We start from the raw sequence: 19,838 nt of genomic DNA, 5'->3' as shown, positions 1-19,838 counted from the left end.
ACAGCCCCGCCGGGGCTGAGCCACCGGGCCGGCCGACCGCGGCCGACCGGGCGGCCACGGGCCGGTCAGTGGGCGTACCCCCGGCCGACCGTGAAGCCCAGGACGGCGCCGCCGCCGGGGCGGGCGGCCGCGAAGGCGTGGCCTCCGTGGGCGGTGGCGATCTCCCGGACGATGGCGAGGCCGAGCCCGGAGCCGGGGAGCCCGCGGGCGGCCGCCGAGCGGTAGAAGCGGTCGAAGACCCGGGTGAGGTCGGCCTCGGCGATGCCCGGGCCCCGGTCGAGGACCTCGATCCGGGCGCCGGTGACCCGCACCTCGATCGGCTCCGTACCGCCCGCGTCGAACTTGGCGGCGTTCTCCAGCAGATTGCCGATCGCCCGGTTCAGCGCGGCCGGCCGCCCCCAGGCCACCGCCGGGCGGAGGGTCCGTACGGTGATCTCGCGGCCGGTGCGGCGGCGGGCCGACGCGGCCGCCTTCTCCGCCACCTCCGCCAGGCTGACCTCCGACAACGGGTCGTCGTCGCGCTGCCCGGCCGCCAGCCCGACCAGCTCGTTGACCAGATCGCTGAGCTCCCGGGCCTCACCCGCCAGGTCGGCGAGCAGTTCCTCGCGGGCGTCCGGCGGCAGGTCGTCGAACCGCTTCAGCAGCGAGATGTTGGTCCGCAGCGAGGTCAGCGGGGTGCGCAGCTCGTGCCCGGCGTCCTGGACGAGGCGCTGCTGGTCCTGGACGGCGCTGGCCAGCCGCCCCAGCATGTCGTCGAAGGCCCGCCCCAGCCGGGCCACCTCGTCCCGGCCGGCCACCGGCACCGGCACGTCCAGCCGCCCGTGCTCGGCGACGCTCTCCGCGACCGACGTCAGCCGCACCAGCCGGCCGGTGATCCGGCGCGCCAGCCACCATCCGACCGTGCCGGCCAGCGCGATGACCACGGCCGCCAGCAGCACGGTGCGCTGCTGCAGCGCCGAGAGCAGGTCCTCGGTCTCGCTGAACTTCTGGGCGACCTGCACCGCCCCGCGGCCGCCGCCGAGCGCGACGGTCGCGACGTGGTACTCGTCGTCGCCGATCTCCGCCTCCCGCTGCGCGTACCAGCCGGCGTGCGGGTCGGTGGCGATCCGCCGCTCGGCGGCACCGGCCGGCAGGGCCGGGCGCCCCAGCTCCACGATCCGGCCGCCGGCGCCCAGGATCTGCACATCGGTCCGGGTCGGCCGGGTCAGATCGTCGCGGGGCCCGTCGTGGTCGGGGTCGGAGGCCGCGTAGTCGGACGGCGCGAACGCCTTCTCCTGCACCTGGGTGCGCAGATCCCGTACGACCTCGGAGAACACCGACTTCTCGTCCACCCGCACCAGCCGCGCCGCCGCGTCGTAGCTGAGGAACCCCACGAGCACGGTGACCACCGCGGCCCCGGTCGCGAACGCCACCGCGAAGGCGGTCCGCAGACTGGCCGGCCGGCGGGTGCGCAGCCAGGCCGCCCGCCCGCGGTCCCGCCAGGCGCCGGCCCGGGACCGGAACCAGGCCCGCAGCCGGCCGGGCACGTCAGTCCTCCCGCAGGACGTAGCCGACGCCCCGCACCGTGTGGATCAGCGGGCGGCTGCCCGGGACGTCGACCTTGCGCCGCAGATAGCCGACGTACACCGCGAGGTTCTTGGAGCCCGGCCCGAAGTCGTAGCCCCAGATCCGGTCGTAGATCGTCGAGTGGTCCAGGACGATCCCGGCGTTCCGGGCGAGCAGCTCCAGCAGCTCGAACTCGGTCCGGGTCAGCTCCAGCTCCCGGTCGCCGCGCCAGGCGCGGCGCGAGGGCCCGTCGATCCGCAGGTCCGCCGCCTCGACGACCCCGCTGTCCACCGCCCGGACGTCGTACCCGCCGCCCGCCTCCTCGCCGCCCTGCCCCGGAGCCGTACCGGGAGCGCCGCCCGCGGCCGCACCGGGCTCGGCCGCCGTGGTCCGCCGCAGCAGCGCCCGCAGCCGGGCGAAGACCTCCTCGACCTCGAACGGCTTGACCACGTAGTCGTCCGCCCCGGCGTCCAGACCGGCGATCCGGTCCGCGGTCTCCACCCGGGCGGTCAGCATCAGGATCGGGGTGCGGTCCTGCTCGGCGCGCAGCACCTGGCACACCTGCAGCCCGTCGATGCCGGGCATCATCACGTCCAGCAGGATCACGTCCGGCCGCTCACGGTGCGCGGCGGCCAGCGCCTGGATTCCGTCGGCGACCGCGGTGACCCGGTAGCCCTCCAGGGTCAGGGCACGCTCCAGCGCGGTGCGGATGGGGCGGTCGTCCTCGGCCAGCAGTACGGAATGGGTCACCCGGCAAGTCTGCCAAGGCCCCGGCGGGGCGGCGTCGGCCGGCCGGCCCGGCGGCGGCTTTCTTACCCGGCTCTCACCCGTGGTTCTTACCGGCCTCTCACCCCCGCCACGCCGTCGGCTTACCCCTTGCCGACACGGTGGCCCCCGTGCCGGACGGGCCGGCCGCGGCGGCCGGCCGCGGTGCGCGACCCGCCGGTCCCCACGACTGGGCAGACCTCGGGAAGACACCACTCCGGATGAAGATCACGCTCCTGCTGCACAACGCGTACGCCATCGGCGGCACCATCCGCACCACCTTCAACCTGGCCGCCGCGCTCGCCGGCCGGCCGGGCGTCGACGAGGTCGAGATCGTCTCGATGCTGCGCCACCGTGAGGTGCCGCGGTTCGGCCTCGATCCCCGGGTGCGGCTGGTGCCCCTGGTGGACACCCGGGTCGGCAGCGACGACATGGCGGACCCGCGGTTCGCCGAGCCCGCCGAGGACTTCCCGCTCGCCGAGAAGCGGCACCACCAGTACAGCCGGCTGGTCGACGTCCGCGCGGCGGAGTTCCTGCGCACCACCGACGCCGACGTCCTGATCGGCACCCGCCCCGGCATCAACGTCTACCTGGCCCGCTTCGGCCCCCGCCACGCCCTGCGGATCGCCCAGGAACACCTGCGCCACGACGCGCACAGCAAGCGCCTGCGTGCCGAACTCGCCCGCCACTACCGGCACTTGGACGCCCTGGTCACCACCACCGAGGCGGACGCGGCGGTCTACCGCGCCCGGATGCCGCTGCCCGGCGTACGGGTCCTGGCGGTGCCCAACATCGTGCCCGCGCCGCCCGTCGCGCCCTCCGACGGCACGTCGAAGGTGATCGCGGCGGCCGGCCGGCTGGTCCGCGGCAAGCGCTTCGACCTGCTGATCGAAGCGTTCTCCGCGGTCTCCGCCAAGCACCCCGACTGGCGGCTGCGGATACACGGCGGCGGCGCCGAACGCGCACAGCTCCAGGGGCTGGTCGACGGGCTCGGGCTGACGGAGCGCGTCGCCCTGACGGGGCCGCGTTCGCCGATCGAGGCGGAGTTCGCCAAGGCGTCGATCGTGGCGTCCGCCTCGGACGCCGAGTCGTTCGGCATGACGCTCGTCGAGGCGATGCGCTGCGGCGTGCCGGTCGTCAGCACCAACTGCCCCCTGGGGCCGGCCGAGATCATCGACGACGGCATCGACGGCCTGCTGGTGCCGCCCGGCGACGGCCGGGCGCTCGCCACCGGGCTGCTCGACCTCATCGAGGACCCCGTGCGCCGCCGGAAGATGGCCGAGGCCGCGCGGGAGAGCGCCCGCCGCTACGACCCCGAGCCGATCGCCGAGCGCTACCAACTCCTCTTCCAGGAACTGCGCTCGTCCCGGACCCGCCGCGCGGCGCACCGCGCCCTCGGCCGCGCCCGAAGCCGGGCCCGCGCCGTACTGCGCCGCGCACTGCGCCGCTGACGGGTCGCCTCCCCCGCACCCCACCACCGGGACAACTCCGCCCGCCGGCGGTGAACTTGCGGCCCGTGGGGAACGTACGTCCGGTCAGGAACGGGAAGACTCAGGAAAGGGAAGACCGAGAACGCGGGGCGCGCACGGACGCGGAACACACACGACACGGGGACGGCACGGCAGGCGCGGAACACGCACGGCACAGCACGGCACTCGTGGCAACGCAGTTGACGTTTCGAGCAGTTGGCGCTTCGAATCCGTAAGGTCCGATCGGCAGGAGGCCATTCATGCTGCACGGTGTCGATGTCAGCGCGTACAACACCTCATATTCCGCCGAGGGGCTGGACTTCGTTTTCGTCAAGGCGACCGAAGGCCGCTCCTACATCAATCCGCACCAGAAGGCCCAGGCCGCGAAGGCCCGTAAGGCGGGCTGTGTGGTGGGTTTCTACCACTTCCTGTGGCCGGGCCACATCTCCGCCCAGGCGCGGTATTTCGTGGAGAAGTGCGCCTCGATCCCGGGCGACATCCTGGCCTGCGACTGGGAGCGCACCGGCGAGGGCACGTACGCCAGCAATGCACAGAAGGACCAGTTCCTGGTCGAGGTGAAGAAGCTCCGTCCCACACACCGTGTGATGCTCTACTGCAACCGCGATTTCTGGCTCCACCACGACAGCACGTCCTACGCGGCCGACGGTCTGTGGATCGCCGATTACGTCTCCGCCGGGCACCCGCGGATCAAGGCGAAATGGCGCATCCACCAGTACACCGACCACCCGCTGGACAAGGACGTCGCGAACTTTTCCAGCCGGACCGCCCTCAAGAAGTGGGCGCACCCGGCATAAAGTTTCCCACGGCACGCGAAAGCGCGCTTCCGTGCACCGTGCGTAGACCGCCGACGAACACAGCGCAATCCGCGCCACGTTTCGTATGCGGGAAATCACCGCACGGTGACCGGAGCGCGCCCCGCGTGACCAGTCCCACACCCCTCCCTACGGGCCCCGCGTACGCATCCGCACGCAAGCTCGTAAGGGAACGAACGCGAGCGGAAAAGGAGCACCCGTGACCGACCCGGCGTCCATGGCCCTGCAGCAGGAGATCGCCCGGGATCTCCAGGTACCCGCGTCCTTCGACGCCGAGCAGGAGATCGAGCGCCGGGTGGCCTTCCTCGCCGAGCAGCTGACCTCCACGGGCCTGCGTTCGCTGGTCCTGGGGATCAGCGGCGGTGTCGACTCGACCACCACCGGGCGGCTGTGCCAGCTCGCCGTGGAGCGGGCCCGGGCCAACGGGTACGAGGCGACCTTCTACGCGATGCGGCTGCCCTACGGCGTCCAGGCGGACGAGAAGGACGCCCAGCGGGCGCTGGAGTTCATCCGCGCCGACCGGGAGCTGACCGTCGACGTCCGCCCGGCGAGCGACGCGGCGCTGCAGGCCGCGGTGGACGGCGGGCTGGTCTTCCGCGATGCGCACCACCAGGACTTCGTGCACGGCAACATCAAGGCGCGGCAGCGCATGATCGCGCAGTACGCGGTCGCGGGGGCCCAGGACGGACTGGTCGTGGGCACCGACCACGCGGCCGAGGCGGTCTCCGGCTTCTTCACCAAGTTCGGCGACGGCGCGGCCGACGTCGTGCCGCTGACCGGTCTCACCAAGCGCCGGGTGCGCGCGGTGGCGGCGGCGCTGGGCGCCCCGCAGGAGCTCGTCACGAAGGTGCCGACCGCCGACCTCGAGACCCTCGACCCGGGCAAGCCCGACGAGGACGCGCTCGGCGTGACCTACGACCAGATCGACGACTTCCTGGAAGGCAAGCCGGTCCCCACCCCCGCCTTCGAAGCCATCACCCGCCGCTACCGCCTCACGGCCCACAAGCGAGCTTTGCCGGTGGCACCGTAGGGCATGCCTTGCCGGTGGCACCGTAGGCGCGGGGCTCGGCCCGGCGGGGCCTTCCCTGCGGGGCCTGCGGTGGGATCTTCCTCGGGCGCTATGTGGCATACCCCGCCCGTCATGCGCCCGCAAGGGGACGGTCATCCTTCCGGTGCTAAATCGTGGGCGTGGGCGGGCATGGATGCGGGCATGGGAAGCCGCGAAGTGCGATCGGAAGATCAACTGTCAGTGGGTCCGCCTACGCTCCAAGGCATGGGTTACGCACACCTGCGCGAACTCCAGACCGCGCTGACCACCGCCTCCGACCTGACCACCGCCCTCCAGTCCGCGCCCAACCGGCAGGACGCGGACCAACTCGTCGATGTCCTCCGACAAGCGCTGACCGCCGCCAGTTCGCTGGGCGCCGAGACCGGCCCGACCGGCTGCGCCCTGCATCCCCACGGCGCGGTCGACCCGCTGTACGGCGACCCGGAGGACCCCCTCCCGCCGGGCTACGGCAAGTGCCTGCTCTGCAACGACCGCCGGCGCCGGGCCGATGCGCACAGCCCGCACATACGGCGGTTCGCCCGGCCGCACCCTCGCTGGCGCCGCCCCCTGAGCGCCTGACGCCCGGACGCGGCGGCGGCCCCGACGCATGAGAGGCAGCCACCGCGCCGGGCCACACACACGAGGGGCAGCCGGCGTGGCGGCCACACGTACAAGGGGCTGCCACCGCGGCCGGCCAGACGCACGAGCGGCGGCCGCCGCGGCGGCCCAGGCGCGCGCGAGCGACCGGTGCCTCGGCGGGCCAAGGCGCCCGGCCGGCGGGCGGGCGGCTACCGGCCCGGCGGCGAGACCTCGCCGCTCTCCTCCCCCGGCCGCTCCCCCAGACGCTCCTCCGGCCTCTCCTCAGACCGCTCCTCCGGCCGCTTCTCCGGCCGGAGGGCGATGCGGCCCAGTACTCCGGCGACGACCAGCGCTGCCGCCGCGATCAGGGCGGAGTCCGGTACGCCGTTGCCGAGTCGGGTCGCCCATTCCTCGACGTGGAATTCGGCGTCGGCGTCGAGGATGCCGGGCAGCCCGCTGGTTCCGTTGAAGCACAGGAAGAGCACGCCGATGCCGAGGAAGAACACCCCGGACGCCACCGAGGTGGTGTGCAGCCGCAGCCGCCCGAGCGTGAACTCCCGGCCCCGCAGCCAGCCCCGGGTCCCGAGCCGGAAGCGGTCCCAGAACAGCGCCAGCACGAACAGCGGCAGTGCCATGCCCAGCGCGTAGACGGCCAGCATCGAGGCGCCGTACACCGGTGAGCCGCTGACCGCCGTCACGGTGAGCACCGCGCCGAGGATCGGCCCGGCGCAGAAGCCGGCCAGGCCGTAGACGCAGCCGAGGAGGAAGGTGGTGACCGCCGACCGCGGGGTGATCCGGGCCGCCGCGGTCTGCGCGCGCCGCGAGGCGAAGCCCAGGCCGAGGATCTGGGCGAGCCCCATCGCGATGACCGTCCAGCCGCCGAGGGTGATGAGCAGGTCGCGGTGGCCGTTGAACAACCGGCTGGCCGCCGTACTCGCCGCACCGAGCGGTACGAGCGTGGTGGCCAGCCCCAGGTAGAACACACCGGTCCGGGCCAGCAGCCGGCCGGTTCCGGTGAGCGAGTAGGCGAAGAACGCCGGCAGCAGCAGTGCGCTGCAGGGGCTGATCAGCGCCAGCACACCGCCGAGGAACGCCGCGAGGTAGCCGATGTCGGTCACTTCCCGGCCCCCGCACCGCCCTTGCCGGCCCGCGCCGCGGCGTCCTCGATCGCCTGCGTGAAGACCTCGGTGGGCTGGGCCCCGGCCATCGGCCGGCCGTTGATCAGGAAGGACGGGGTGGACTGCACCCCGAGCCGGTAGCCCTCGTCCTGGTCCCTCTTCAGCGCCCGCTCGGCGTCCGCGCTCTTCAGATCCGTACGGAACTGATCGAGGTCCGGCACCCCGCTGTCCTCGGCCAGCTCGACGAGCTTGTCCTCGGCCAGCGCCGCGCCCTTGCGGGTCTTGGCGTACAGCGTGTCGTGCAGCTGCCAGAACTTGCCCTGCCGGCCGGCCGCCCAGGTGGCGCGGGCGGCCCGCTCGGAGTCGGCGCCGAAGACCGGGAAGTTGCGGAACTCGATGCGCAGGGTGCCCGCGTCGACGTACTTCTTGATCAGCTCGGGCTGGGTCTCGCGGGTGAAGCGGCCGCAGAACGAGCACTGGTAGTCGGCGTATTCGACCAGGACGACCGGGGCGTCCTTCTTGCCGACGGCCAGCGGGTCGCCGGCCGTGCGCCGGCTGGTCCGCCGGGCCAGGTCGTCGAACATCTTCTGCTGGGCGGGGTCCTCCCCGGGCCGGGTGGAGGCGGCGGCCTCGGGCGCGCCGCCGCCGGCGGTGTCGCGGTCGCCCTCGACGGCCTTGCCGACGGCGACACCGATGGCGATCAGCGCCACGACGAGGGCCAGGGCCGCCCCGATGGCGGCCAGTTTGCGGGTGCGGGAAGCGTTTGTGGGCATGCGGAAGCTCCTGACGTACGGAGAGGGAAATCGGCCGGGTGCGGGGTGGACGGCGGCCTATATCCGCAGTACGGGCAGGAGCGCGGTGGGGTCGGTGGCGGGGGTGTGGTCCGTCGGCGGCCGGGCCAGCGCGAACTGGGCGGGCGCGTCGGCGGCGAGCGGCCCGGGCCCGGCGGTCGGCGCGGGGGCCAGCGGCTCACCGCGGTGCGGGGTGGGCAGCGGCGCGGACTCCTCGGGGCCGGGCGCATGCCGGTCCGAGCACCGTTTCGCCGGGTCACCGGCGGCCGGCGGGGCGGGCAACGGGCCGGTCGGTGGGGCGGCCGTCGGGTCCGCGGCGGGCCGCCCGTCGGTCGCGCCCGCGGTCCTCGCCATGGCCGCCGGCGCGGCCGCGCTCTTCGCCACGGCCGCCGGCGCTGCCGTACGGCCGGCCGGGGCCACCGCTGTGAGGCCGGTCCGGCACAGCAGCGGCCCGAAGGTCACCGCGAGGAGGAGCAGCAGCAACATGCCGGCCGATCGCCGCAGCTGGTGCATGTCCCTCCTCTCCGTACCGGTCGCGCGCATGAACGGCCCATCCTACGGATCGCCGTCGCGCGAGCGACGCACCGGCCGGAGGGGGCGTTCAGCGGTCGCCGACGCGCATCTCGAACCAGGTGGTCTTGCCGCGCGGCAGCAGGTCCACGCCCCACCGGTCGGAGAGTGTGTCGACGAGGAAGAGCCCGCGCCCGCTGATGTCCAGGTCCTGGACGGGCATGAGACAGGGCAGCCCCCGGGACGGATCGCGGACCTCGATGCGGATCCAGCCACGGCGGCGGAGCATCCGCAGCGCCAGGGTCCGGGCGCCGGTGTGGCGTACGGCGTTGCCGACGAGTTCGGAGACCAGCAGCACGGCGTGCTCGGCGAGCTGGGGCGTCAGGGACCACTGCTTCAGGAGGACGGCGGCGGTCAGCCGGCGGGCGATACCGGCGGACTGCGGACGGGAGGGCAACCGGACCTCGCCGAGGGTCGGCTCGGCCACCAGGTCGACGGATACCGAAACCGGATTGCCGGGAGCCGGCGCCGGGGCCCGGTCCGTATCCGGGATGCCCCACCGCGCGGCGGCCGGATCGCTCCGTGGCCGCGGCTGCTCCATACCTTCGAGGCCCGCCATGCCCCCCATCATGGCTGCTACTTGGCGGTCACGGGGGCGGAACCGAGGGAATCCGTTGTCCGGAATCGACGGTTCCAGCCCCCGACGGAAACATATGCCAGCGGCAGCCGAGGTTCCGGAAATCCGCCGCTGACCTGCGGCAACACCGGGCATACGAATGATCAACGCGGGGCGTCAACAAGGTTGTTTTAAGGCGCAGTTACGTTTTCCGCAATTCGCCCACACGGGGCAACGACCCCCGGCCAAACCTCATGCGCCCCGCCAACACCGCACGTTTCAGAGGAACTTGGCCTTGCCGGGCCCCTCCTCGACGAAGCTGCGCATCCCGATCTCCCGGTCCTCGGTCGCGAACAGCCCGGCGAACCAGTTCCGTTCGACCGTCAGCCCGGTGTCGATGTCGGTCTCCAGCCCGGCGTCGACGGACTCCTTCGCGGCCCGCAGCGCCAGCGCCGGCCCGGCCGCCAGCCGTGCCGCCCAGGCGTGCGCCTGCTCGTAGACCTCGGCGGCCGGCACCACCCGGTCGACCAGCCCGATGGCGAGCGCCTCCTCGGCCTTCACCTGACGGCCGGTGAAGATCAGGTCCTTGGCCTTGGACGGGCCCACCAGCCGCGCCAGCCGCTGGGTGCCACCGGCGCCCGGGATGAGGCCGAGCAGGATCTCCGGCTGGCCGAGCTTGGCGTTGTCGGCGGCGATCCGGAAGTCGGCGCAGAGCGCCAACTCGCAGCCGCCGCCGAGCGCGTAGCCGGTGACCGCGGCGACCACCGGCTTGGGGATCCGAGCCACGGCGGTGAACGCGTCCTGCAGCGCCTTGGACCGTACGACCATCGCCGCGTGGTCCATGACCTGCATTTCCTTGATGTCCGCGCCGGCCGCGAAGACCTTCTCGCCGCCCCAGACGACGACCGCGCGCACCTCGTCGCGGCGGGTGACCTCCTCGGCCAGCTCGCGCAGCCGGTCCTGGGTGGCGATGTCGAGTGCGTTCATCGGCGGGCGGTCCAGGCGGATGGTGCCGACACCCTCGGCGACCTCAAGATTCACAGTCATGCCGGAAGGTTAGTACGCGTTAACGGCGGGCGGACCGGTGCGCTCGGTCACAGTGTCCGGGCCCGGTCGCCTTCCGGCCGTTTCCCGCCGCTCCTCCGCCCGCCGGTCACCGTGGCCTACTCGCCGGCCTTCCACTTCTCCCAGGAGAGGTTCCAGTCGCTGAAGCCGTTGTCCGGCTGGATCGTTTCGTCGTGCGAGTTCTTGACGATGACGACGTCGCCGATGAGGGAGTTGCGGAAGAACCACGCCGCCGGGGTGGAGCCGTCGCCGCCGCCGCGCTGGTCGAAGAGGCCGACGCAGCCGTGGCTGGCGTTGCGGGTGCCGAACGTCGGCCGGCCCGACCAGTAGTTGCCGTGGATGAACGTCCCGGAGTTGCTCAGCCGCATGGCGTGCGGGACGTCCTTGATGTCGTACTCGCCGCCGAAGCCGACGGTGTCGCCGTTCATCCGCGTCACCACATGCTTCTCGCTGATCACCATGGTGCCGTTGTACGTCTCGGTGCCGGGTGCGCCCGCGGTGATCGGAACGGTCCTGGTCTTCTTGCCGTCGCGGACCACGGTCATCGTCTTCTTCTCCGCGTCGACCGTGCTGACCTGGCTGCGGCCGATGGTGAAGGAGACCTGCTTGGCCTGGGTGCCGTAGACGCCGGGGCGGCCCTCGACGCCGTTGAGGTCGAGCTTCAGGGTGACCTTGGTGCCGGGCGCCCAGTACTTCTCGGGGCGGAAGTCCAGCCGGTCGTTGCCGAACCAGTGGCCCTCGATCGGGACCGACGGGCTGGCGGTGACCTTGATGGCGTCCGCCACCGCCTTGGGGTGGGTGATGCCGCGGGTGAAGCGGATCGAGACCGGCATCCCGACGCCGACCTGCTGGCCGTTCTCCGGGCTGTACTGACCGATGAAGGTGTTCTTCGGGACGAGGGTGCTGAACGTGGAGTGCTCGGCGGCCTCCCGGCCCCGGCCGTCCACCGCGACCGCGTCGACGGTGTACTTCGTCGAGGCGCCCAGATGGCCGCTCGGCTGCCACCGCGCGCCGTCGCCGGATATCTTCCCGTCGACCGCATTGCCCTTGCCGTCGGTGACCTTGACGGTCTTGAGCCGTCCCTTTTGGGCGGTCACCTTCAGCGCGCCACTGGTGGCCACGCCGTCCGCGCCGTCCTTGGGGGCTATCGTCACGGCGGCCTGCGAGGCAGCCTTGTCACCGCCGGCCTTGCCGGCGGCCTTCCCGTCGTCGCCGTCGTCGCCGCCGCACGCGCTCACCAGCATCAGCGTCGCGCCGAGCAGCAATACGAGCGGCGCACGGCCCCCATGCGGCCACCGACGCCGGCGCGCCGGCACCCCCGGATTCGGCTGGACGTTCACCACTGGCCCCTTTTCCCCTCGCACGGCCCGCAACCCCCCGCGCGCGGACGCGGAGGACCGCGCGCCTGGCGTTAGATAACCACACCGCACTGACAAGTGAACTCCCCGCGGATGTCACCGTTTAGTCCCAAGTGTGGGGGTGAGCGGGAGCGGACGGCCGGGCCCGCCCGCCGGAGCCGCTCCGGCGCGGTCGCGGACGTCCGGCGCCCCCGGCCGCCCGGGTCCCGACGCCCCGCCCCGGGCCGGTTCCGTACCCGCCGCGGTCAATTCGCCCTCGAAGTCGGCCAGTTCAGCGCGGCTCGCCGGTCGGTTCAGCGCGGAGCCGGCCGGTTCAGCGCGGAGCCGGACCGCCACTGCGCCCAGGGCATGTTCCAGCCGCCCAGGCCGTTGTCCGGTGCGACCAGCCGCTCCGGGGAGTGCTGGACGACCACGGTGTCACCGACCATCGACTGGGCGAAGAACCAGCCGGCCGGGGTGTGCGGTCCGCCGCCCCTGATGTCCTTGAGGCCGACGCAGCCGTGGCTGGTGTTGAGGCCGCCGAAGACCTCGGGCCGCGCCCAGTAGTTGCCGTGCAGAAAGGTGCCGGACCTGGTGAGGCGCATGGCGTGCGGCACGTCGGGGATGTCGTACTCGCCGCCGAAGCCGACCGTGCCGCCGTCCATCCGGGTCAGCGAATGCCGCTCCAGGATGACCATCCGTCCGTTGTACGTGGGGTTCTGGGCGTCGCCCGCGGTGACCGGCAGCACCGCGACGGTCCGTCCGTCGCGCCGCACCGTCATCGTGTGCCGCGCGGCATCGATGAAGCTGACCTGGTCCCGGGCCACCCGGTAGTGGACGGTCCGGCGCTGCGTCCCGTAGGCGCCCGGTGCGGCCTTCACACCGCGCAGCCGGAGCTCCACCGTGATCCTGGTGCCCGGCCGCCAGCGGTCGCGGGGGCGGAAGTCCAGGCGGCGGTGGCCGAACCAGTGGGCGGCCACCTCGACGCGGGGCTGGGCGCTCACCCGGACGGCGCGCTCGACGGCCGCGCGGTCGGCGATCGGGCGGTTGAAGACCATCGAGAAGATGAGGCCGGTGCCGACCGTGGCGTCGCTCTGCGGCGAGAAGGACCCGGTGACGCGGTGGACCGGCGGGGCGGTGGTGAAGGTGGCGCGGCGGGCCGCGCGGTGGCCTGCACCGTCCAGGGCGACCGCGTCGACGGTGTACCTCGCGCCGAGCCGGAGCGGGCCGGCGGCGGGACGCCAGATCATGCCGTCCGGGGAGATCCGGCCGGCGACCGGCTGCCGGCCGCCTCCTCCGGTGCGGGTGACGTGCACCCGTTCCAGCCGCCCCTCCGGCACCCGGACCTCGAACCGCCCGTTGGCCCGTACGCCGCGCGCACCGTTTCCCGGGACGATCCTGATCGCCTCCTCCGGGGAGCGCGGGGCGCCGTCGAGGAGCGCCTCGGTGTCCCCGCAGCCGGCCAGTACCACCGTCCCGGCGAGCCAGGCCCCGACGGCGCGGGCGACGCGGACGCGGACATTCCGGTGGTTCTTCGCTCGTCCCCCTGCACGTACCTGCTGATGGGCGGTCATATACCGAATTGTGGATGATGGTGGGGAGTGACGGGGGTATGTCGCGTGCGGATCCATCCGTTTGTCCCGTAGCGGAGGGGCTCCCAGGAGGCGCGCCGAGCCCCCGCGCGGCGAAACGTGCGGCAACGGCCGGTTGCGGGAAGAACAACGAGGAGGGCGGGACGTACGCGCGGCCGGGACTCCGTGCGGGGCACCGCCCGACCGAGCCATGAGCCGCAGGAGGCCGGCACGTGTCGAGCGCACCCGAACAAGAGGCGGTGGCGGACGAACCCCTCGCCCCGCCCGCGGACGTCCGCCCCGGCGCCCCCACCCCCCTGGGGGCGCGCTACCGCACCGGCCCCGACGGCGTCGCCGGCACCAACTTCGCCCTCTGGGCGGGCGGTGCCGAGGCCGTGGAGCTGTGCCTGTTCGACGAGGCGGAGCGGGAGACCCGCCATCCGCTGGCCGAGCTGACCCACGAGATCTGGCACGGCTTCCTGCCCGGTGTGCGCCCCGGCCAGCGGTACGGCTACCGGGTGCACGGCCGCTGGGACCCCTGGTCCGGCGCCCGCTGGAACCCGGCGAAGCTGCTGCTCGACCCGTACGCCAGGGCCGTCGACGGCGATTTCGGCCGCCGTACGGAAACGGCCGGCCCGGGGACCGCGCTGCCGGCCCAGCTCTACGGGCACGTCCGCGACTGGCCGGACCAGCACCTCGCCGACACCGTCCGCGACAACCGGGACTCCGCACCGTTCGTCCCCAAGGGCGTCGTGGTCGGCGAGGACGCCGGTGAGGAGGGCGACGACGAGTGGCGGGACGACCGCCGCCCGAAGACCCCGTGGCCGGATTCGGTCCTCTACGAGCTGCACGTACGCGGTTTCACGATGCGTCACCCCGGTGTTCCCGAGCGGCTGCGCGGCACCTACGCGGGGCTGGCGCACCCCGCCGCGCTGGACCATCTGGTCCGGCTCGGCGTCACGGCGGTCGAGCTGCTGCCGGTCCATCAGTTCGCGCACGAGGACCACCTGGTGCGCCGGGGACTGCGCAACTACTGGGGCTACAACTCCATCGGCTATTTCGCGCCGCACGCGGGCTATGCCGCCACCGGGACCCGCGGGCAGCAGGTCGGTGAGTTCAAGCGGATGGTGCGGGCGCTGCACGACGCGGGCATCGAGGTGATCCTCGACGTGGTCTACAACCACACCGCGGAGGCCGGTGAGCTGGGCCCGACGCTCTCCCTGCGGGGCATCGACAACCGCGGCTACTACCGGCTGGCCGGCGACGCCCGCCGCTACGCCGACTACACCGGCTGCGGCAACACCCTGCACGTCGTCCAGCCGCAGGTGCTCCGGCTGATCACGGACTCGCTGCGCTACTGGGTCACCGAGATGGGGGTGGACGGCTTCCGCTTCGACCTGGCGGCCGCGCTGGCCCGTTCGATGCACGACGTCGACATGCTCTCCCCGTTCCTCGCGGTGATCGCCCAGGACCCCGTGCTGCGCCGGGTCAAGCTGATCGCCGAGCCGTGGGACGTCGGCTCCGGGGGCTATCAGGTCGGCGCCTTCCCACCCCTGTGGACGGAGTGGAACGACCGCTACCGCGACACCGTCCGCGACTTCTGGCGCGGCGCCCAGCACGACGTGCGCGACCTGGGCTACCGGCTCTCCGGCTCCAGCGACCTCTACGCCTGGGGCGGCCGCCGCCCGTACGCGTCGGTCAACTTCATCACCGCGCACGACGGCTTCACCCTGCGCGATCTGGTCACCTACGAGCACAAGCGGAACGGCGACAACGGCGAGAACAACCGGGACGGCACCCACGACAACCGGTCCTGGAACTGCGGCGCCGAGGGCGAGACCGACGACCCCGAGGTCACCGCGCTCCGCCAGCGCCAGCTGCGCAACTTCCTGGCCACCCTGCTGCTGTCCACCGGCGTGCCGATGCTGGTGGCCGGCGACGAGATGGGCCGCACCCAGCACGGCAACAACAACGCCTACTGCCAGGACAACCCCACCAGCTGGCTCGACTGGTCGCTCCTGGAGGACCCCCGCTGGCGGCCGCTGGCCGACCTCGCCGCCCGGCTGATCGCGCTGCGCCGCGCCCACCCCGTACTGCGCCGCCGGGCGTTCTTCTCCGGACGGCCGCACGGGCAGGGCGGGTTGCGCGATCTGGCCTGGTTCACCGCGGACGGCACGGAGATGACCGAGCAGGACTGGTACACCCCGGGGGCGACGCTCGGCATGTACCTCTCCGGGAACGACATCTCCCAGCGCGACGAACGGGGCGTCCGCATCGTCGACGACAGCTTCCTCGCCGTGCTGCACGCCACCGCCCGCCCCCGCGAGATCACCCTCCCCGGCCCGCCCTGGGCCCAGAGCTACGAACTCCTCGTCGACACCGCCCGCGAGGAACAGCCCACCGCCGCCGAACCGCCGTACCCGGCGGGCGGTGCGCTCACGCTGGAGGGGCGGTCGGTGGTGCTGTTCCGGGCGGTGCCGGGCTGACGCGGAGGCGGTGCGGGGCGGCGCGGGCCGGCGCGGCGTGAAACCGACGGGTGCCGGCCGCGGTCCGCGGAAATCCACCTGAGCGTTGTCAGTGGCGCGCCTTACGCTCGCGAGTGATGGCTGATACCACGTACGCGACGAACCCGACCGACCCGACGTCCTTATCCCAACCCTCCGCGGTGCGCTCGCTGTTGCGCCTGTGGCCGTTCGTGCGGCCGGTGCGGGCGCGGCTGTTCACGGCCGCGTTCGTGGCGGTGGTGGCCTCATGCGTCAGCCTGGTCATCCCGCTGGTGCTCAAGTGGCTGGTGGACGGGCCGGTCGCGACGGGTGACACGGGCGGGGTCTGGCTGGGCGGCGGCTTTCTGCTGCTGCTCGGGCTCGCGGAGGCGCTGCTGTTCGGGTTCCGACGCTGGCTGGTGGCGCGCCCGCTGTCCGGGGTGGAGGCGGCGATGCGCGCGGCGCTCTACCGCCGGCTGCAGCGGCTGCCGGTCGCCTTCCACGACCGCTGGCCGTCGGGCCAGCTGCTGTCGCGGGGCACCACCGATCTGCAGATGCTGCGTATGTTCCTGACCTTCCCCCTGACGTTCTTGCTGGTCAACGGCGTGACCATCCTGGTGGGCGGGGTGCTGCTGGTGGCCCAGCGGTGGTCGCTGGGGCTGGTGCTGCTGTCGCCGGTGCTGCCGCTGCTGGTGCTGTGCTCGGTCTTCGAGGTGAAGTACGGGCGGGCGGCCCGCGTCGTCCAGGACCAGATCGGCGATCTGACCACCGTGGTCGAGGAGTCGGTGCTCGGCATCCGGATCATCAAGGGCTTCGGGCGCCATCGCAGCCAGGCCCGGGCGTTCAAGGAGCTGACCCGCCGGCTGCGCGCCTCCGAGCTGCGCAAGGCGCGGCTGCTGGCCTGGATATGGGGGCTGAACACCACCCTCCCGGAGTGCGCGCTCGGCGCCGCCCTGGTGTTCGGCACGGTCCAGGTGGCCGACGGCGCGCTGTCCGCGGGCACGCTCGTCGCGTTCCTGTCGACCGCGCTGGCGCTGCGCTGGCCGGTGGAGTCGATCGGCTTCCTGCTGGCCATGAGCAACGAGGCGGCCACCGCCACCGACCGGTACTTCGAGGTGATGGACGAGCCGGAGGTGAGCGACGCGCCCGGTACGCCCCGCACCGACGCGTCGGACAGCGGCGGACCGGCGCAGCGCGAGGAGCCGGCGCGGAGCCAGGAACCGGCACAGCGCGAGGAGCCGGCACAGCGCGAGGAGCCGGCGCGGAGCCAGGAGCCGGCGCAGGGCGACGCGCCGGTGGCGGGCGGGGAGCGGGAGAGCGGGGGCCGTTCCCGGTCGTCTGCCGGTGGCCTGGTCTTCTCCGGGGTGGAGTTCCGCTATCCCGATGCCCCGCCGGACGCCCCGCCCACCCTCAAGGACGTCACCCTGCACATCCGGCCCGGCGAGACGATGGCCCTGGTCGGCGCGACCGGCAGCGGCAAGACCACGCTCACGGCGCTGGTGCCGCGGCTGTACGACCCGACCGCCGGCCGGATCACCCTCGACGGCCGCGATCTGGCGACGATCGGCCGCGACGAGGTCCGCTCGCTGGTCGCGGTGGCCTTCGAGGAGCCCACGCTGTTCTCCGCGACCGCGGCGCAGAACGTCCTCATGGGCGCGGCCGACGCCCAAGAGGCCGATCTGCGGCGGGCGTTGCGGGTGGCGCAGGCCGACGGGTTCGTCGACGCGCTGCCGCAGGGCGGTGCGACCCCGGTCGGCGAGCAGGGCCTGAGCCTGTCCGGCGGGCAGCGGCAGCGGCTGGCGCTGGCCCGCGCGGTGGTCGGCCGGCCCCGCTTCCTGATCCTCGACGATCCGCTCTCCGCCCTCGACGTGCACACCGAGGCCCTGGTGGAGGCCGCGCTGCGGCAGGTCCTGGCGACCACCACGGCCCTGGTCGTCGCCCACCGCCCGTCCACGGTCCTGCTCGCCGACCGCGTGGCGCTGCTCTCCGGCGGCCGGATCACCGCCGTCGGCACCCACCACCAACTCCTCCGGGACCACGCCGAATACGCCACCCTGATGTCCGGCGAGGAAGAGGCCGCCCGATGACCACCACCACGACCGGCCGCCCGTCCGACGCCCCCGAGCCCGAGCCCGGCCCCGGCGCGGACCGGCAGCCGCCCGCGGACGCCGCCCCCTCCCCGGGGCCGCCGCCGGACGCCGACGACGCCTTCGAACGGGACCGGCTGCCCGCCCCCAGGAACGCGGCCCGTTCGCTGCTCGGCTCCCTGCTGGCCCCGCACCGCCGCCGGGTCGGCGTGATCGCCGTACTGCTGCTCCTCCAGCAGGCCGCCGTGCAGGCCGGTCCGCTGCTGGTCGCCTACGCACTGGACCGGGCGGTGCCGGCGCTGCGGGCCGGCGACCACGGGCCGCTGGTCGCCGTGGCGGTGGCGGCCGTGGTGTGCGCCGCGGCGTCCGGCGGGCTGCAGTGGGCCTTCATCCGGCTGTCCGCCCTGGTCAGCCAGGACGTGCTGGTGGACCTGCGGGGCCGGATCTTCCGGCACGGCCAGGCGCTCAGCCTGGACTTCCACGAGCGCTACACCTCCGGCCGCCTGATATCCCGGGCCACCACCGACGTCGAGTCGCTGCGCGAACTCCTCGACGAGGGCATCCAGGAACTGATCACCATCGCCCTGTCGACGGTCTACATCACCGTGACCCTGCTCTTCCTGGACGGGGGCTTCGGCCTGGCCGCGCTCGTCTCCGGCGCCCCGCTCGCGCTCCAGGTGCGCTCGTACCGCCGCCGCTCCCACCGGGTTTACAGCGCCAAGTCGACGGCGATGGCGGGCGTCATCGTGCAGTTCACCGAGACCCTGAACGGCATCCGCCCGGTGCAGGCGTTCCGCCGCGAGCGGTCCAACGACGCGGCGTTCGACCGGCTCAACCACCGTCACGAGCGGGTCAACGGCGATGCGTTCCTGGAGATGGCGCGCTATGTCGTGCTGTCCCGGCTGGCCGCCAACGTCGCGGTCGCCGCGATCGTCCTGTGGGGCGCCTACCGCGTCGCCACGGGCGGTCTGGCGCTGGGCGTGCTGGCCGCCGCGGTGCTCTATCTGCGCCGGCTGTACGACCCCATCGACCGCCTCGGCATGTTCCTCAACGCCTATGAGAGCGCCGCCGCTTCGCTCCAGAAGATCGCCGGTCTGCTCGCCCAGCGCCCGACCGTCCCGGAACCGTCCGCGCCCGCCGGGCTGCCGGCCGTCGCGTCCGGCCGGCCGGGCCGCGAGGTGGCGTTCCACAAGGTCCGCTTCGCCTACCGCACCGGCGGCGAGGTGCTGCCCCGCTTCGACCTGACCCTCGCGGCGGGTTCGACGGTCGCCGTGGTGGGCGCCACCGGCGCCGGCAAGTCCACCCTCGCCAAGCTGCTGGCCCGTTTCTACGACCCGACCGAGGGCCGGGTCCTGCTCGACGGCGTCGATCTGCGCGAGCTGTCCACGGCCGAGCTGCGCCGGGCCGTCGTGATGGTCACCCAGGAGGCGTTCCTGTTCTCCGGCACGGTCGCCGACAACATCGCCCTGGGCCGCCCGGACGCCACCCGCGCGGAGATCGAGACCGCCGCGAAGGCCATCGGCGCCCATGACTTCATCACCGCCCTGCCGGACGGCTACGACACCGACGTGCGCAAGCGCGGCGGCCGAATATCCGCCGGCCAGCGCCAGCTCGTCGGCTTCGCCCGGGCGCTGCTCGCGGACCCGGCCGTGCTCGTCCTCGACGAGGCGACCAGTTCCCTGGACATCCCCGGTGAACGCGCGGTCCAGCGCGCCATGGACACCGTCCTGCGGGGCCGTACGGCCGTGGTCATCGCGCACCGCCTGTCCACCGTGGAGATCGCCGACCGGGTCCTGGTCATGTCCGACGGCCGGATCGTCGAGGACGGCCCGCCGGACCGACTCATCGAGGACCGCGGACGGTTCGCCGCCCTGCACCAGGCGTGGCGGGACAGCGTGGTCTAGCCAGCGCGTGCGGTGGCGGCGTGCGCTCTTCAAGGCGGAGTTCATGGCGCCGAGGCCAGGGATTGCCCCATGGGTGAAGGTCAAGTCGCCGTTCTACAGTGGGCGGACGGAACGGGG

The 19,838-nt window shown here is 73.3% G+C and carries 16 protein-coding genes; 7 read left to right on the top strand and 9 right to left on the bottom strand.

Annotation, left to right across the window (positions count from 1 at the left end; genetic code table 11):
• Window positions 1-65: 65 nt before the first annotated feature.
• Together ACFV1J_RS22890 and ACFV1J_RS22885 are read right to left on the bottom strand one after the other, a co-directional pair.
• The gene (locus tag ACFV1J_RS22890; RefSeq protein WP_385860743.1) at window positions 66-1,526 is read right to left on the bottom strand and encodes an ATP-binding protein; all 1,461 of its coding nucleotides are present in this window, start codon (window positions 1,524-1,526) and stop codon (window positions 66-68) included.
• Window position 1,527: 1 nt separating this feature from the next.
• Complete coding sequence (locus ACFV1J_RS22885; RefSeq protein ID WP_385860742.1) at window positions 1,528-2,295, bottom strand: response regulator transcription factor; 768 nt, start codon at window positions 2,293-2,295, stop codon at window positions 1,528-1,530.
• Between the two features lie 236 nt (window positions 2,296-2,531).
• On the opposite strand from ACFV1J_RS22885, the gene ACFV1J_RS22880 reads away from it, so the two are divergent.
• From ACFV1J_RS22880 to ACFV1J_RS22865, 4 genes are all read left to right on the top strand, one after another.
• Window positions 2,532-3,761 carry a glycosyltransferase family 4 protein gene (locus tag ACFV1J_RS22880; protein WP_385860741.1) on the top strand — a complete coding sequence of 410 codons (1,230 nt, stop codon included), beginning with the start codon at window positions 2,532-2,534 and terminating at the stop codon, window positions 3,759-3,761.
• Between the two features lie 278 nt (window positions 3,762-4,039).
• Window positions 4,040-4,594 carry a GH25 family lysozyme gene (locus ACFV1J_RS22875; RefSeq protein ID WP_385860740.1) on the top strand — a complete coding sequence of 185 codons (555 nt, stop codon included), beginning with the start codon at window positions 4,040-4,042 and terminating at the stop codon, window positions 4,592-4,594.
• A 217-nt stretch (window positions 4,595-4,811) separates the two neighbouring features.
• Window positions 4,812-5,642 (top strand): ammonia-dependent NAD(+) synthetase, encoded by an 831-nt coding sequence (gene nadE / locus ACFV1J_RS22870; protein WP_385860739.1) that lies wholly within the window; start codon window positions 4,812-4,814, stop codon window positions 5,640-5,642.
• A gap of 243 nt (window positions 5,643-5,885) precedes the next feature.
• A complete protein-coding gene (locus tag ACFV1J_RS22865) occupies window positions 5,886-6,239 on the top strand; it encodes a hypothetical protein (protein WP_385860738.1) in 354 nt (117 codons plus the stop codon).
• Window positions 6,240-6,448: 209 nt separating this feature from the next.
• Here the strand turns inward: ACFV1J_RS22865 and ACFV1J_RS22860 are convergent, their stop codons facing one another.
• From ACFV1J_RS22860 to ACFV1J_RS22830, 7 genes are all read right to left on the bottom strand, one after another.
• Window positions 6,449-7,357: a cytochrome c biogenesis CcdA family protein gene (locus tag ACFV1J_RS22860; protein WP_385860737.1), complete on the bottom strand. Its 909-nt coding sequence runs from the start codon at window positions 7,355-7,357 to the stop codon at window positions 6,449-6,451.
• A complete protein-coding gene (locus tag ACFV1J_RS22855) occupies window positions 7,354-8,130 on the bottom strand; it encodes a DsbA family protein (protein WP_385860736.1) in 777 nt (258 codons plus the stop codon). Before ACFV1J_RS22855 ends, ACFV1J_RS22860 begins: the two co-directional genes overlap by 4 nt.
• A gap of 57 nt (window positions 8,131-8,187) precedes the next feature.
• Entirely contained in the window at window positions 8,188-8,661 is a 474-nt protein-coding gene (locus tag ACFV1J_RS22850) for a hypothetical protein (RefSeq protein ID WP_385860735.1), read from the bottom strand.
• Window positions 8,662-8,749: 88 nt separating this feature from the next.
• Entirely contained in the window at window positions 8,750-9,289 is a 540-nt protein-coding gene (locus ACFV1J_RS22845; RefSeq protein WP_385860734.1) for an ATP-binding protein, read from the bottom strand.
• Between the two features lie 264 nt (window positions 9,290-9,553).
• Window positions 9,554-10,321, bottom strand: coding sequence for an enoyl-CoA hydratase/isomerase family protein (locus tag ACFV1J_RS22840; RefSeq protein WP_385860733.1), 768 nt, complete (start codon window positions 10,319-10,321; stop codon window positions 9,554-9,556).
• A 116-nt stretch (window positions 10,322-10,437) separates the two neighbouring features.
• Window positions 10,438-11,679, bottom strand: coding sequence for an Ig-like domain-containing protein (locus ACFV1J_RS22835; protein ID WP_385860732.1), 1,242 nt, complete (start codon window positions 11,677-11,679; stop codon window positions 10,438-10,440).
• Between the two features lie 311 nt (window positions 11,680-11,990).
• Window positions 11,991-13,250 (bottom strand): Ig-like domain-containing protein, encoded by a 1,260-nt coding sequence (locus ACFV1J_RS22830; RefSeq protein ID WP_385860731.1) that lies wholly within the window; start codon window positions 13,248-13,250, stop codon window positions 11,991-11,993.
• Window positions 13,251-13,480: 230 nt separating this feature from the next.
• Between ACFV1J_RS22830 and glgX the strand changes: the two genes are divergently transcribed.
• From glgX to ACFV1J_RS22815, 3 genes are all read left to right on the top strand, one after another.
• Window positions 13,481-15,733, top strand: coding sequence for a glycogen debranching protein GlgX (gene glgX, locus ACFV1J_RS22825; protein WP_385860730.1), 2,253 nt, complete (start codon window positions 13,481-13,483; stop codon window positions 15,731-15,733).
• 116 nt (window positions 15,734-15,849) lie between these two features.
• Window positions 15,850-17,817, top strand: coding sequence for an ABC transporter ATP-binding protein (locus ACFV1J_RS22820; RefSeq protein WP_385860729.1), 1,968 nt, complete (start codon window positions 15,850-15,852; stop codon window positions 17,815-17,817).
• Window positions 17,814-19,721 (top strand): ATP-binding cassette domain-containing protein, encoded by a 1,908-nt coding sequence (locus tag ACFV1J_RS22815; protein WP_385860728.1) that lies wholly within the window; start codon window positions 17,814-17,816, stop codon window positions 19,719-19,721. The genes ACFV1J_RS22820 and ACFV1J_RS22815 overlap by 4 nt, the downstream gene beginning before the upstream one ends.
• Window positions 19,722-19,838 lie beyond the last annotated feature (117 nt).

Source organism: Streptomyces sp. NPDC059649 (assembly GCF_042734445.1).
Lineage (GTDB): Bacteria > Actinomycetota > Actinomycetes > Streptomycetales > Streptomycetaceae > Streptomyces.
This window is presented reverse-complemented; position numbering and strand designations above follow the sequence as displayed.